Source organism: Deinococcus pimensis DSM 21231, assembly GCF_000519345.1.
GTDB classification, from domain to species: Bacteria; Deinococcota; Deinococci; order Deinococcales; family Deinococcaceae; genus Deinococcus_A; species Deinococcus_A pimensis.
On the sequence record NZ_KI912644.1, the window covers coordinates 2,967 to 15,677 of the forward strand.

17 protein-coding genes, 3 tRNA genes and 2 pseudogenes are annotated in these 12,711 nt (G+C 68.5%); 18 read left to right on the plus strand and 4 right to left on the minus strand.

Annotated features, from left to right (window positions below; all coding sequences use genetic code 11):
- On the minus strand, positions 1–206 hold a 206-nt coding region (locus DEIPI_RS30700; protein ID WP_045234215.1), incomplete at its 3' end, for an ATP-binding cassette domain-containing protein.
- Positions 207–337: 131 nt separating this feature from the next.
- On the opposite strand from DEIPI_RS30700, the gene DEIPI_RS0112060 reads away from it, so the two are divergent.
- The 15 genes and pseudogenes from DEIPI_RS0112060 to DEIPI_RS39690 all read left to right on the plus strand — a co-directional run bounded on the left by DEIPI_RS0112060 (position 338) and on the right by DEIPI_RS39690 (position 10,366).
- Positions 338–955: a hypothetical protein gene (locus tag DEIPI_RS0112060; protein ID WP_045234216.1), complete on the plus strand. Its 618-nt coding sequence runs from the start codon at positions 338–340 to the stop codon at positions 953–955.
- A 5-nt stretch (positions 956–960) separates the two neighbouring features.
- Positions 961–1,722: a metallophosphoesterase gene (locus DEIPI_RS0112065; RefSeq protein WP_027481935.1), complete on the plus strand. Its 762-nt coding sequence runs from the start codon at positions 961–963 to the stop codon at positions 1,720–1,722.
- Positions 1,723–1,822: 100 nt separating this feature from the next.
- Positions 1,823–1,898: transfer RNA gene (locus DEIPI_RS0112070), tRNA-Asp, on the plus strand.
- A 22-nt stretch (positions 1,899–1,920) separates the two neighbouring features.
- Positions 1,921–1,996 (plus strand) — tRNA-Phe (locus DEIPI_RS0112075).
- A gap of 4 nt (positions 1,997–2,000) precedes the next feature.
- A tRNA-Thr gene (locus DEIPI_RS0112080) sits at positions 2,001–2,075 on the plus strand.
- 260 nt (positions 2,076–2,335) lie between these two features.
- Positions 2,336–2,431, plus strand: a pseudogene (locus DEIPI_RS41860) (type IV pilin protein); the annotation flags it as partial.
- A gap of 311 nt (positions 2,432–2,742) precedes the next feature.
- Complete coding sequence (locus DEIPI_RS0112095; RefSeq protein WP_027481936.1) at positions 2,743–4,140, plus strand: O-antigen ligase family protein; 1,398 nt, start codon at positions 2,743–2,745, stop codon at positions 4,138–4,140.
- A 47-nt stretch (positions 4,141–4,187) separates the two neighbouring features.
- On the plus strand, positions 4,188–4,448 hold the full coding sequence (locus DEIPI_RS42240) for a type II secretion system protein (protein WP_084474220.1): 261 nt from the start codon (positions 4,188–4,190) through the stop codon (positions 4,446–4,448).
- Between the two features lie 466 nt (positions 4,449–4,914).
- Positions 4,915–4,999, plus strand: a pseudogene (locus tag DEIPI_RS37725) (type II secretion system protein); the annotation flags it as partial.
- Positions 5,000–5,374: 375 nt separating this feature from the next.
- Complete coding sequence (locus tag DEIPI_RS0112120; protein WP_027481937.1) at positions 5,375–6,805, plus strand: O-antigen ligase family protein; 1,431 nt, start codon at positions 5,375–5,377, stop codon at positions 6,803–6,805.
- Entirely contained in the window at positions 6,802–7,149 is a 348-nt protein-coding gene (locus DEIPI_RS30710; protein ID WP_045234217.1) for a type II secretion system protein, read from the plus strand. The genes DEIPI_RS0112120 and DEIPI_RS30710 overlap by 4 nt, the downstream gene beginning before the upstream one ends.
- 38 nt (positions 7,150–7,187) lie before the next feature.
- Positions 7,188–7,811 (plus strand): hypothetical protein, encoded by a 624-nt coding sequence (locus tag DEIPI_RS0112130; RefSeq protein ID WP_027481938.1) that lies wholly within the window; start codon positions 7,188–7,190, stop codon positions 7,809–7,811.
- Between the two features lie 148 nt (positions 7,812–7,959).
- Complete coding sequence (locus DEIPI_RS0112135) at positions 7,960–9,762, plus strand: PilX N-terminal domain-containing pilus assembly protein (protein WP_027481939.1); 1,803 nt, start codon at positions 7,960–7,962, stop codon at positions 9,760–9,762.
- Positions 9,759–10,235, plus strand: coding sequence for a pilus assembly FimT family protein (locus DEIPI_RS39685; protein ID WP_052351716.1), 477 nt, complete (start codon positions 9,759–9,761; stop codon positions 10,233–10,235). The genes DEIPI_RS0112135 and DEIPI_RS39685 overlap by 4 nt, the downstream gene beginning before the upstream one ends.
- On the plus strand, positions 10,232–10,366 hold the full coding sequence (locus DEIPI_RS39690; RefSeq protein WP_169737091.1) for a type II secretion system protein: 135 nt from the start codon (positions 10,232–10,234) through the stop codon (positions 10,364–10,366). The genes DEIPI_RS39685 and DEIPI_RS39690 overlap by 4 nt, the downstream gene beginning before the upstream one ends.
- Here the strand turns inward: DEIPI_RS39690 and DEIPI_RS41865 are convergent.
- Positions 10,363–10,491 carry a hypothetical protein gene (locus tag DEIPI_RS41865; RefSeq protein WP_281173207.1) on the minus strand — a complete coding sequence of 43 codons (129 nt, stop codon included), beginning with the start codon at positions 10,489–10,491 and terminating at the stop codon, positions 10,363–10,365. The two genes, DEIPI_RS39690 and DEIPI_RS41865, sit on opposite strands and share 4 nt — an antisense overlap.
- Positions 10,492–10,617: 126 nt before the next feature.
- Here DEIPI_RS41865 and DEIPI_RS39695 point away from each other — a divergent pair, with 126 nt between their 5' ends.
- Together DEIPI_RS39695 and DEIPI_RS0112165 are read left to right on the plus strand one after the other, a co-directional pair.
- Positions 10,618–10,713 carry a type II secretion system protein gene (locus DEIPI_RS39695; protein WP_084474224.1) on the plus strand — a complete coding sequence of 32 codons (96 nt, stop codon included), beginning with the start codon at positions 10,618–10,620 and terminating at the stop codon, positions 10,711–10,713.
- Positions 10,714–10,848: 135 nt separating this feature from the next.
- Positions 10,849–11,361: a hypothetical protein gene (locus DEIPI_RS0112165; protein WP_027481940.1), complete on the plus strand. Its 513-nt coding sequence runs from the start codon at positions 10,849–10,851 to the stop codon at positions 11,359–11,361.
- 53 nt (positions 11,362–11,414) lie between these two features.
- Here the strand turns inward: DEIPI_RS0112165 and DEIPI_RS0112170 are convergent, their stop codons facing one another.
- Positions 11,415–11,675 (minus strand): hypothetical protein, encoded by a 261-nt coding sequence (locus DEIPI_RS0112170; protein ID WP_027481941.1) that lies wholly within the window; start codon positions 11,673–11,675, stop codon positions 11,415–11,417.
- A 32-nt stretch (positions 11,676–11,707) separates the two neighbouring features.
- The gene (locus DEIPI_RS0112175; RefSeq protein WP_027481942.1) at positions 11,708–12,046 is read right to left on the minus strand and encodes a hypothetical protein; all 339 of its coding nucleotides are present in this window, start codon (positions 12,044–12,046) and stop codon (positions 11,708–11,710) included.
- Between the two features lie 101 nt (positions 12,047–12,147).
- Between DEIPI_RS0112175 and DEIPI_RS0112180 the strand changes: the two genes are divergently transcribed.
- Positions 12,148–12,711: MutS N-terminal domain-containing protein (locus DEIPI_RS0112180; RefSeq protein WP_027481943.1), on the plus strand; the 564-nt coding region annotated here is incomplete at its 3' end.

The following is a 12,711-nucleotide window of genomic DNA, read 5'->3' on the forward strand; positions in this document are numbered from 1 at the left end:
CGCGGGTCGGCGCCGTGGACGCGCACCTCGCCGCGCGTGGGCGGACGCAGGCCCAGCATGAGGGAGACGAGGGTGCTCTTGCCCGCGCCGTTCGGGCCGAGCAGCGCGAGCAGTTCGCCGGAGCGCACGTTCAGGCTGAAGTCCCGCAGCGCGGTGACGCTGCCGTACGTGCGCGTGACGTTCGTGAGGCGGACGGGATCGGTCATGTCCTCACCCTAGGCGCGCCGCGCGGGGCGCGGCAGGGCGGGTCGTCAGGCGAGGCGCATGACAATCGTCACCTTCACGAAGCGCGGTGAGTTGACGCGCGCGCGGAGTCGCCGCTCCGTATACTGGCCGCATGCATCCCGACCTCCTCGCGGTGCGAGACGCCCTCACGCGGGAAGGGCCCCGGTTCGCCACCCTCGACGTCCGCGGCGAGCAGGCGCTCGTCGTGCCCGTCCTCGACCAGGACCGTTTCTACGCCACCCTCACTGGACGCCTCGCCGAGCACTGGAGTCTCGGCTGGCGCGTCGACAGCGTCACGCCGCCCGTGGTGCGCTGCCGTCTCGACCTGCTCGGTCACGCCCGCGAGGGCCTCGGGACCGCGCAGGACCTCACGGGCGCGCGGCTCGTGGCGCTCACGGACGCCGCGCGCGCCTGGGGCATCCTGCCGGAGGCGTACGCCGTGACGCCCAGCCTCGTGGAGTACGACCCCGACGAGGGGCCCAACACGGCCGAGCTGGAGGCGGACGCGCCGGAGCCCGCGCCCACCGCGCGCGCCCTGCCGCCCGAGCCGCCGCGTGATCCGCAACTGGAGAAGGCGCGCGGCCACATCGACGACCTGATGGACCAGCTGCGTGAGAAGGGCCTCGGCAAGCAGGCGAGCCTCGTGCTGGTCCGGCACGGCGGCTACGGCAACACCCTCGACGAGAGCCGCAAGGTGTACGCGGAACTCAAGGCCCTGATGAGGTCCTGAGTCCTGTGCGCAAGTTCATCGCCATCGGGGACGTCCACGCGGATTTCGGCGCGCTGTGGGCCGCGCTTCGCGCCGCGTACGCCGCCGACGCGCAGGGCAACCCGACCGAGCCGCTGAGGGCCGGGCACTTCCAGGTCGTCCTGATCGGGGACCTCGTGCATCCGAAGAGCCGCGCGGATTACGCCCGCGTGTCCGGCAAGCCCGAGTTCGACTTCGTGAACCCGGACCACCTGTTCCTCGCGGCGCGCGCGCAGGTGCAGCAGCTCGAACGCCTCCGGGAGTTCGTGCTGGCCGCGCGCGGCAACGTGCACGTCCTGCTCGGCAACCACGACGACGCGGTGCTCAACACGAGCTACCTGCTCGGGACGGGCGCGGGCGTCATCCACACCGAGTTCGACCCGAAGCGTGGCGGAGTGTACCTGCCCGAGCACCTGCGCACGTGGTTCCAGACCTTCCCGCGCGAACTGCGGGTGGGCCACCTGCAGTTCGCGCACGTGGGGCCCATGCCCGGGATGGGTCACTACGACGACCTGTTCTACTCGGACCACACGCACAAGACGTGGTGGCGCGACACGCCCGAGCTGGTGCGCGCCACGGGCGTGCGCTTCGGCGTGTACGGGCACACGCAGATGCAGGGCGGCATCCTGCTGCACGAGAGCGGGGACTTCGCCATGATCGACGCGCTCGGGAGCCGCGAGTACCTGGAGCTGATCGTGCGGCCCGAGCTGGATCAGCCCGTGACGAGCGTCCGCGTCGCGCCCTTCTGAGCGGGGAAAGGTGACTGTTGACAGACTTTTGGGCTTCCGCTAGACTCGAACGCGCTGAAGGGACGGCCCGAAGGGGCGCGGCACCGGAGGTTTGCAGTACGGTCCGGTAGTGTAGCGGTTAGCATATCTGCCTGTCACGCAGAAGGTCGCGGGTTCAAATCCCGTCCGGACCGCCATCATCGCCCGAAAGGGCGACTCGGCAAGGTAGCTCAGTTGGTAGAGCAAACGACTGAAAATCGTTGGGTCGCCGGTTCAAATCCGGCTCTTGCCACCACCACGCCAGTGTAGCTCAGCGGTAGAGCAACCGATTCGTAATCGGTAGGTCGTCGGTTCAAATCCGACCTCTGGCTCCAGAGCAGCGCCACGAGCGCCCCACCCCCCGTCGAAAGGCGGGGGGTGCTTCTTAAGATTGTATGAAGGACAGAAATTGCGTGTGGCGCGAGGTTATCTCATAATACGACGGTTTGTAAGTAACCTGTAAGAATATCGTGCCTACCTTAAGGTCACGGCAAAACTTCACATCGTCCTCATGCCGATGCCATATCCGCCGAACCGGGAACATCCATACCTCAACCCGGACGGCATAGGAGAGCACATGAAGAACGGCACCTAGGGCTTCACCCTCATCGAGCTGCTCATCGTCATCGCCATCATCGGCATCCTCGCCGCCGTCCTGATCCCCAACCTGCTCGGCGCGCGCGGCAAGGCCGTCTAGACCGGCGCTTAGGCCTACGCCCGCAACTGCGCCACCGCCGCCACCAAGTACGCGCTCGACAACCCGTAGGCCACCACCAACAACCTGTCCTGCGACGCCGCGGGCACGATCAACGCGGGCGCGTTCCCCAGCTACCTGGTCTCGGCGGCGACCAACTCGAACAGCACCGCCATCGACTACACCTACAAGATCAACAACGTCCCTTTCACGGGCACCATCGCCCTCAACCTGCAGTAATCGCCAAGCGGCAAGAACGGGTAGGACATGACGTGTCATGTCCTGCCCGTTCTTTGGAGGCATTCCCAGTGCGGCAGTCCCCCCTCGGAAACATCCTGATCATCTGGCTCCAGGTCTGCTATTTCCTGCTGCTGTTCGTTGTGCACGTGCTTATCCTGGATCCCATCACGATCAAGACGCCCCTCCCACCTGGTGTGGCGCCCTACATGTACGGCCTGTACCCCAAACTCGTTACGCTCTCGACCTCCGTGATCGTCGGGATGCTCGTCCTCGCCGTAGCCTTCCTGTCCGGCTGGCGTCCGCGATTCCGACCCGATCGGAGGAACCTGTTGCGCTGGGGGAGCTTTGCCCTGCTCTTCCTCTGGGTCCTGGGCACCGCCCTCCTGAGGCGAGGCGACCCGTTTCTCGTCTTTCACGGGCCCATCTCCAGAGCGGACGGCGCCGCCGTGCAACTCATGTGGTTCGCCCTGGCACCCCTCACGTACCTCGTCGCGACGGTCCGTGGGTTCAATCCCCGGGTCGCCGTGGGAGCGCTGTTGAGCGGGGGCGCGCTCACCGCCTGCTGGATACTGCTGCAGAACTTCGGCATCGAGCCCCTGAAGCTCCTCAACGATCAGCTCGCTGCCCGGCACGCGGTCGGGGGTCTGGGAAACCGGGGCCCCGCGTCCGCGTATATCGCCATCGTACTGGCCTTCGTGCTCTTCAATTCCAGCGCGGCGAAGCCGCTCTTCGGACCGATCGTGAGGCTGCCCCTGTTGGCGCTGTTCGGCGCAGCCCTCGCAACGATGCCGACGAGGACGACGTGGGTCGTCCTCGCAGCCCTGCTGCTCGTCTGGGCCCTGACACGTGTGGTCACAAGGGACTGGATTCTCCTGAGGAGGTGGATGGTTGCGTTTGCCTTCTCGGCTGTGGGCTTTGTGGCCATCCTGCTGATCCCGTCCGGTGACACCGAACGCACCAGGGTCAGTGTCGCCGACGCAGTGGGTGACGGCAGCATGGCGTACCGACTGACCACACTCCGGGTCGCCGGGCGTGTTATCACCGCTCGCCCCCTGACAGGTTACGGGGCGGGCGGGTTCAAGGCTCAGCTCTGGAAGCAGGCCACCCCACCGGAGGCGGCGACGATCCTCAGGCTCGCCGGTGTCAAAAAGGAGGGACACAGCTACTACCAGGTCGACGAGGCGGGACACAAGATATACATGGCCCTCGACCAGCTCGAGAGCGACAAGGTCCATAACTACCTCGCGGACTACGCGGTCGAAAGCGGCTTGCCCATGGTGCTGGCCCTCGTGCTGTTCGCTGGGGCGTCGCTGCTGTCGGCGCTATCCGGATCGGGGCGGGTCGGCGTAGATCTGGCGCTGGCCCTGCTGATCTACATCGGGTACGGTCTGACGTGGTTCGCCATCCCCACCGTGGAGTCCGTCGTCTGGGCCCTACTCGGACTTGCCCTCGCGCTCAACCGTTAGGGCGGCTCTCCCGATCCCACGCTCCTGGCCATTCCGAAGGTCCACGCGTGATTCGAATCCGAACCGGCTTCACCCTCATCGAGCTGCTCATCGTCATCGCGATCATCGGCATCCTCGCCGCCGTCCTGATCCCCAACCTACTCGGCGCGCGCGGCAAGGCCGTGAAGGTCAGCGCGGGGGCCTACGCGCGCAACTGCGCCACGGCCGCGACGCGCTATTCCCTCGACAACCCGGGAGCGGACATGAAGGACCGTGACTGTGTCACCCTCGGCGCGGGCACGCGACCCTCGTACATCACGGCCGCGTAGGTCAACGCCACCAGTGACGGCATCACCTACACGTACGACCTGAACGGCGTTCCGAAGACCGAGCAGATCTCGCTCGAACTCCAGTGAGCCCCAACGTGGCGGGGGCGCCCGGGCGCATTCCGGACCGCGCTCACACGACCTGAACCGATTCGACCGGCGTTCGAAGGGAGACCTCCATCATGGGGTCTCCCTTCTGCGTGCGGTTTTGCCCGGCCGATCCGGCAAGACGTCTTAAAATATTCGCTCGCTAAATGAACTTCAGAATTAGACTACAAACTTGGAGTAGATCGAATGTAAAAAGTATCACCTGTGTAAGAAGCCTGTCATAAATCTGGGACTAGCCTTAATCAAGCGGAACGGAGCACCGTACACCGCCACTGCCATACCCGCCGAGCCGGGATCATCCATACCTCAACCGGACGGCACAGGAGCACACATGAAGAACGGCACCTAGGGCTTCACCCTCATCGAGCTGCTCATCGTCATCGCCATCATCGGCATCCTCGCCGCCGTCCTGATCCCCAACCTGCTCGGCGCCCGCGGCAAGGCCGTCGCGACCGGCGCGGCCGCCTACGCCCGCAACTGCGCCACGGCCGCCACGAAGTACGCGCTGGACAACCCGCAGGCGACCACCAACAGCCTCGACTGCAAGGGCACGGAGATCGGCGCGGGCGCGTACCCCAGCTACGTCACCGACGCGAGGACCAACGCGACCAGCACCGCCGTCGACTACAAGTACAAGATCAACAACACGGAATTCACCGGCAGCATCGCCCTCAACCTGCAGTAGGCGTCGAGGAACCCAACACGGCGCTCACCCGACGCCCCGCCCGCCATCGGTCACGCGTCCCCTCCCGCAAGCAGCGGCGTCATGAACGAGCAGGACATGATTCGTCATGTCCTGCTCGTTCCATCGGAGGCACCAGATGGAGCAGCCCAAGTTCGCCGCCCCCCTGATCGGCGGGCTCCAGAACGTCTACTTCGTGCTCCTGTTCGTCGTGCACGTGCTCATCCTGGACCCCTTCTCGATCAGGGCGCCCCTCCCGCCCGGCGTGGCGCCGTACATGTACGGGCTGTACCCCAAGCTCGTGACCCTCACGGCGACCGTCGCGGTCGGTGGGCTCCTCCTCGCCGGGGCCTTCCTCCGCGGCTGGCGTCCACCCCGACGCCACCGTGGGGACCTCCTGTGGGGCAGCTACGGAGTCCTGACGCTCTGGGTTCTGGCCGCCGCCCTGCTCAGGCGAGACGACCCCTTCCTCACGTTCCACGGGCCCGTCTCCAGGGCGGACGGCGTGGCCGTGCAACTCCTGTGGTTCGCGCTGGCCCCCCTCACGTACCTCGTCGCCACCGTCCGACGCCTCGACCCGCGAGCCGCGCTCACGGCCCTGTTCGTCGGGGGCGGAATCAACGCCGCGTGGATGCTCGTGCAGAGCCTCGGCGTCGAACCGATGAGCCTGCTCAACGACGCGATCCGGGCCGCGCAACCCAGCGGCGGTCTCGGCAACAGGGGTCCGGCCTCCGCGTACGTGGGCGTCCTCCTGACCTTCCTGCTCCTGAACTCCGCGTCCCCCCGGCCCCTCCTGCCCGTGGCGGCGCGTGTCCCCCTGCTGCTGCTGCTGGGCGCCGCGCTGGCGGCGGCACCCACCCGGACCACCTGGCTCGTCCTGCCCGCCCTGCTCCTCGTCTGGTGCGCCGCGCAGGGGCTCCGGTCGTCCTGGACCCCGGTCCGGCGTGTGCTGCCCGCCGCCGCCGTGGCCCTCCTCGGCTTCGTCCTCTTCGTCTCCCTGCCCGCCTCGCGGGACCGGACGGACCTCGTGACCGCCCGGACCGACGGCAGCCTCGAGTACCGTCTTCTCGCGGCCCGTGTCGCCCTGCGGGTCGTCGCGGACGAGCCCGCGATCGGTCACGGTGCGGGAGGATTCAAGACGCAGTTCTGGACGCATGCCACCCCTGAGGAGGCCGGGGCGATGCTCAGGCTCGCCCGCGTATCGAAGGAGGGGAACAGCTACTCTCAGCTGGAGAACGGACGCAGAGTTTATCTCGCGCTCGATCAGATCGGGAACGACAAGGTCCACAACTACCTCGCGGACTACGCGGTCGAGAGTGGCCTGCCCGCCGCGCTCGCCCTCGTCGTCTTCCTCGTGCTCGCCCTGAAGCGGGCACTGGACGGATCGGGTACGCTCGCCGCACAGCTGGCCTGGGCGCTCCTGGTCTACTTCGGATGCGGCCTGACGTGGTTCGCCATGCCGACCGTGGAGCCCGTCGTGTGGGCCCTGCTCGGCCTGACCCTCGCGCTCGGCCGCCACGCTCCCTCACCCGCCCTCACGCCACCAGCCAGATCGGAGGACCTCCCATGACTCAGCTTCGAACCGGCTTCACCCTCATCGAGGTGCTCATCGTCATCGCGATCGTCGGCATCCTCGCCGCCGTCCTGATTCCCAACCTGCTCGGCGCGCGCGGCAAGGCCGTCGTGACCGGCGCGGCCGCCTACGCGCGTAACTGCGCCACCTCCGCGACGCGCTTCTCCCTCGAGAATCCCAGTGCGGACATCAGGAACCTCGACTGCGTGACGCTCGGGGCGGGCACCCGTCCGTCCTACGTCACGGTGGCGCAGGTCAACGCGACCAGCAACGGCATCACCTACACGTACGACATGAACGGCGCGCCGAAGACCGAGCAGATCTCGCTCGAGCTCCAGTGACGCCCCCTCCGCCTTCCGGCCCTGCCCGGGCGGGGAAGGTGTCCCCACGGACGCGCCTGCTGTTCCTGGTGTTCGCGCTCGTCGCGGTCGCCTCGGGGTTCACCGTCTTCCAGCGGTACTTCCGTGATCCGGACCTGCCGGTGGTGGCGCGTTTCGCCGTGAATTTCCAGGGCGTGGACGGCGTGGTCAAGCTCTACGGCGAGGACGTCTGGCCCACCGTCGTCGCGCAGTTCGAACGTCCCGCGAGCACGGACGCCGTGTACGACGGACGCTTCCACACCATCCACGCCCGCGCCGCCGTCTGGACGCGCGCCCTGCCGCACGAGGCGTCGCACCTGTTCGACGACCGGACCGGCGAGCGCGACGTCGAGGCGCAGGTGCCGGGGTGCCGCGCCAACCCCCGCGCCTTCTCCTTCGATCCGCACGTCGAACTCGATCAGGTCACGCGTCCGGACGTCCTGGACTATTTCTGCTCGAAAGGGGAGGTGCTCGCCCGCTTCCGCTGGCTCGTGTTCACGCACTACTGCGGCGAGCGCGCGCTCGGGTCCTTCGGGGTGCCGGGTTTCCCCGCGTGCCGCGTCATGCCGCGTTACGGCGAACTCGACCTCGCTCACGCCGAGCGGGTCGCGCGAACGGCCAGGCCGCTTCGAGGGGGCCGCTGAGGAGATTGGACGTGCGAATTTCCTAGCACATCTCGTTCCAGAGGGCGGTTTTTTTACACAAACCGGGTCTCGGTGCCCCCATCAGGGGGTAGTGCCTTCATCTCTGCTCATGACAGACTCACCTCATCTCACCTTCCCCGAGGTCGTCTTGAACAAGAGACAGGAGGGCATCGCCCTCGTCATCGTCATCGTCTTCACCGTCATCGTCATGGCCCTCATCCTCTCCACCACCTCGATCATCACGGTGGACGCGAGACGCGGCACCAGCGGCGAGAGAAGCGCCTACCAGGCCTTCCTCGCCGCCGAGACCGGCGTCAACACCTTCACCGCCCGCGTCCGCGAGGGCGGCTTCGGCGGCAACCTCGCCGACCTCGCCTGCTGGGTCCAGGGCCGCTCCCTCGGCGGCGCCAGCTGCGCCTCCGGCACCGCCAACCTCACGACCCTCGCCCTCGGTGACGCCGCCACCTCCCCACGCGTCGACGTCGAGGTCGTCGCCGTGAACGCCCCGCAGAGCACCGTCACCGTCCGCGCCGTCGGCACCGTCGGCACCGGACTCACCGCCGCGCGCGCCACCGTCCTGCAGGACATGTACCTCAAGCGGCCCCCCAACTTCAACGTCGCGTCCCCCGCCGCGCTCGTCAGCTGCCCCCCCATCGACATGGGCGGCAACTCCGAGGCCCGCGGCGAGAGCGCCAGCCGCAACGGCAGCGGCGACCCGAACACCGGCGTCATCACCGACATGACGACCATCGCCTCCGGATCGCCCACCACCACCCTCACCGCCTCCACCGTCTACCCCGTCACGATCCGCGTCGCGGATCCCACCGCCATCGACAGCGGCAGCTACCTGCGGATCGGCAACTACACCTACCTCGTCGAGGGCCGCAACGGCACCAACGACGTCTCCGTGCGGCCCGTCCCGGCACCCTCGACGAGCGCCTACCCCATCTCGCTCTCCAGCGGCACCTCCGTCGGCGTGATCCCCTTCGCCGTCCGCGCCACGCCCGTCCAGCAGCCCAACGTCGTCGTGGGCAGCAGCACCTTCAGCGTCGTCCGGCTCCCCGTCAACGACCCCACCGGCTTCGCGCCCAACGACATCATCTACGTCAACGTCGGCGGCACCAACCGCGGCGCGGTCGTGCATGCGCGCGGCTTCGCCGTCACGACGCCCTCCATCGACTACGCCACCGGCTACGTGGACCTGCGCGTCGTCACCAGCATGCCCAGCCCCGGCGACCAGGACTACACCTACACCCTCAACAGCCAGGGCAAGATCCAGAACCTCCAGAACAGCTCCATCTCGCCGCTCAGCCTCACCGACGCCCTCGCGCTCACCCAGGGCTCGCCCGTGCGCCGCTTCGTCAACAGCGCCACCTCCCGCCAGAGCATCAGCAACGGCGGCAGCTCCTCGCCCGCGCCGCCCTACGCCGCCAACAACCCCAACATCGGCGCGGCGACGGGCTGCGGCAACGCCCTCTTCCAGCAGGTGTTCAACATCACCAAGGCGCAGATGCAGGACCGCCTCACGCCCACCACCAGCGTGCCCACCCTCTTCACGCGCGGCGCCTACTGGCTCAACCCGCCCGCCGGAAGCAGCAGCGTCAGCCTGCCCAGCACCTTCTGCGGCGAGGGCATCATGATCATCAACGGCGACCTCAACATCAGCGGCAACGGCGTCCCCAACAGCAGCGGCAGCGGCTGCGACTCCGGCTCCGGCAACTCCCCGGCGGGCTTCAAGGGCCTCATCTACGTCGCCGGCAACCTCAAGGTGCAGAGCAACACCAAACTCCTCGGCTCCATCGTCGTGGAGGGCAACATCAGCGTGCCCGACACCACCGACCTGCGCGGCACCCTCAACGTCTCCTACGACCAGAAGTCCCTGCTGCGCTCCGGGCAGGCGCTCTCCGAGCTCCTCATGCGCGCCGAGGCGGGCACGTGGAGGCAGCAGTGAGGCGCGGCTTCACCCTCGTCGAATTCCTCGTCGTGATGGTCGCCGTCGGGGTCCTGCTCGCCGTGGGCCTGCCCAACTTCGTGTCGTGGCGCGCGAACGTCGCGCTCTCCAACGCCGCGCAGCAACTCGCCACCGATCTGCACGACGCGCGCGTCACCGCCAAGCGCTCCAACACCTGCCGGTCCGTCGCCCGCACCGGCGACCTCACCTACGTCGTCCGAACCTACACCAACGCCACCTGCGCCGGCACCCCGACCGACGCGGAACGCACCATGCCCGCGACCGCGAAGCTCACGCTCGGCACCGTCGGGAGCGCGGCGTCCCCCGCCGAGGTGTCCTTCCGGCCGCCCTACGGCGCCACGGACGGCGCCACCGTGCAGTTCGTCCTCGTCTCCACCGTCAACACCCTCCGCACCACGCCGACGCGCACCGTGCGCGTCACCGGCCCGCTCGGGAAGGTGATCCTCAAGTGAACCGCAGCAGACGGGGCCTCACGCTCCTCGAAGTGCTCATCGCCATCGCCGTGCTCGGCATCGTCACCGCCTCGACCCTGCTGGTGTTCCCCAGCCTCACCGCCGCCAACCGCCGCTCCGGCGACGACTAGAGCGTCACCACCTTCGCCCGCACCGCCGTCGAGAACGTCCGCGCGTAGTGGACGACCCGCGCCGCCTTCGACGCCGCCACCAACACCAGCCTGCCCGCGCTGCCGACCACGCCGTCCGGCTTCACCTGCACCTAGACGCAGACGCCGTAGGGCACCTCCTCGACTCCGTAGCGTCGCCGCCTCACCGTCACCTGCACCCGCACGGGCACGCCCGACGTGTCCTTCGTCACCGAGTTCGGAAGGCCCTCCTCGTGACGCGCTCGGCTCGCGGAGGCTTCACCCTCATCGAGATGCTCGTCGCCCTCGCGGTCGTCTCCATGCTGACCGTGCTGCTCGTCTACTGGTAGGGCAGCACCGTTAGTACCGCGTCGCGCGTGACGGGCGAGGCCAACCGCCTCACCGAGCTGTAGGACGTCACCGGCTACCTCGGAGACCGACTGCGCGCCGCGAGCGCCGTCCGCACCAGCCTCACCGTGGACGGCGTGACCTGTCAGATCCCCGCGCCCACGAACGGCCTGCCCTGCTTCGCGGTGCTCGTCTCCGACGCCTACCAGACGACCGGTAGTACCGCCGCGCAGTACGACCTCAACCGATCGATGTACCTCGTCTACCGCGTCGTGCCGCGCGCCACCGTGAGCGCCGCCGACCGATCCACCGACCCCTGGGCGGACGACACGGCCAACGGCATCTACGCCATCCAGGAGTTCCGCTCCGTCGTGTGCGGCCCCGACGCCCCCGGACCCGTGTGCACCACCACGAACCGACCCACCACCATCCCCGCCGCCCTCTCCACGACCGGGGGCACGTGGTCGCTCGTCATGGACGACCTCACCCTCGACACGACCGGCGGCACCTACGAGCCGTTCACGTACGCCACGAGCGGCGCCAGCAAGCAGTTCACCCTGCGGGTGCGCGCCAAGACGTCCACGGTGGGCGGCGCGCGCTTCACGCCCGCCACGTCGCCCTACCAGACGACGGTCCTGCTGCGCAACTGAATTCGGTCGAACGCCGCCCGGGACGCCTCGTCCCGGGCGGCGTCGTTCGCCCTTCAGCTCGCGCGCCGCCGACCTACCAGCGCGTTCAGGACGGACACGCGGTCCATCAGCTCACGGACGTGCGTGTCGAGCACGTCGTCCGGCAGGTCCCACAGTTCCGGCGCGACCTGCAGCACGAACCTCGCGACCTCGCCGTGCTCCACGTCCGGGCACTCCAGCCAGCGGCGGAACACCCAGCTGGCCTCCAGCTCACGCATCACGAGCGTCAGGTGGGTCAGGGACCGTTCGGAGGGGGAGAGGACGGGGCGGGTCATGCAGCGAGCCTACCCCTCGCCTCTCAAATTCCTCACAAAAGTCGCTCGATGCCGAGGTCGAGCAACTCGCCGCCCACCGACCCGAAGGCGTCCTCCGCCTCCGCCGCCGCGAGCGCCCGCATGATCGCGTCCGTGATCTCACCCAGCCGCTCCGCCGAAACGGACGGGTCGCCGCCCTCGCGGGCCAGGGCGTTCACCCGGCGGCTCAGGACGACGTGACCCAGCGTGTACGCGCTCAGTCGTGAGAAGGCCTCACTGCCCGTCACGAGCTCGAACCGCACCCGCTCGTGCGCGAGATCCGCGGCGGGAGCGCGCCTCGGCCCGCCCCGCCAGAGCCACCACGACAGCAGACGGCGGAAGAAGGACGTCACGCGCCCAGGATACGACGGCGCGGACGGAGGTTCTCGCGCAAGTCCGACGTTCGCACGTGCTCCACACCCCGAACCCGTTACGGGCACGCCATAATACGTCGATGCGCAGACCGAAGGACCTCGAACCCAGCGTCGTGGGCGGCCTCAAGGGCATGGGCCCGGGACCGCTGCCGCCCATGCTGGTCCAGTACGTCGAGATGCGCGACGAGTACCCCGACTACCTGCTGCTCTTCCAGGTGGGGGACTTCTACGAGACCTTCGGCGAGGACGCCGAGCGGCTCTCGCGCCTGCTCGGCATCACCCTCACGCACAAGAGCAGCAGCGGCTTCACCACCCCCATGGCGGGCATCCCGATTCGCGCGCGCGACGGGCACGTCGAGCGGCTCCTCGCGGCGGGCGCGCGCGTCGCCGTGGCCGATCAGATGGAGCTGCCCGGCAGCGGCCTCGTGGACCGCCGCATCACGGAGCTCCTCACGCCCGGCACCGTCACGGAGGAGCGCCTGCTCGGCGCGGACGAGAACTACCTCGCGGCCGTCGCGACCGGAGAGGGGTACGCGCTCGCGCTGCTCGACCTCTCCACGGGCGAGTTCCGCGCCGCGAGCTTCCGCACGCGCGGCGCGCTCTACGACGAGCTCGGGCGGCACCGCGCGCGCGAGGTGCTGCTC

Coding starts and splice junctions, on each gene's coding strand:
- DEIPI_RS0112060 (WP_045234216.1), top strand. CDS start 338: ATGCATCCCGACCTCCTCGCGGTGCGAGACGCCCTCACGCGGGAAGGG.
- DEIPI_RS0112120 (WP_027481937.1), top strand. CDS start 5,375: ATGGAGCAGCCCAAGTTCGCCGCCCCCCTGATCGGCGGGCTCCAGAAC.
- DEIPI_RS30710 (WP_045234217.1), top strand. CDS start 6,802: ATGACTCAGCTTCGAACCGGCTTCACCCTCATCGAGGTGCTCATCGTC.
- DEIPI_RS0112170 (WP_027481941.1), bottom strand. CDS start 11,675: ATGACCCGCCCCGTCCTCTCCCCCTCCGAACGGTCCCTGACCCACCTG.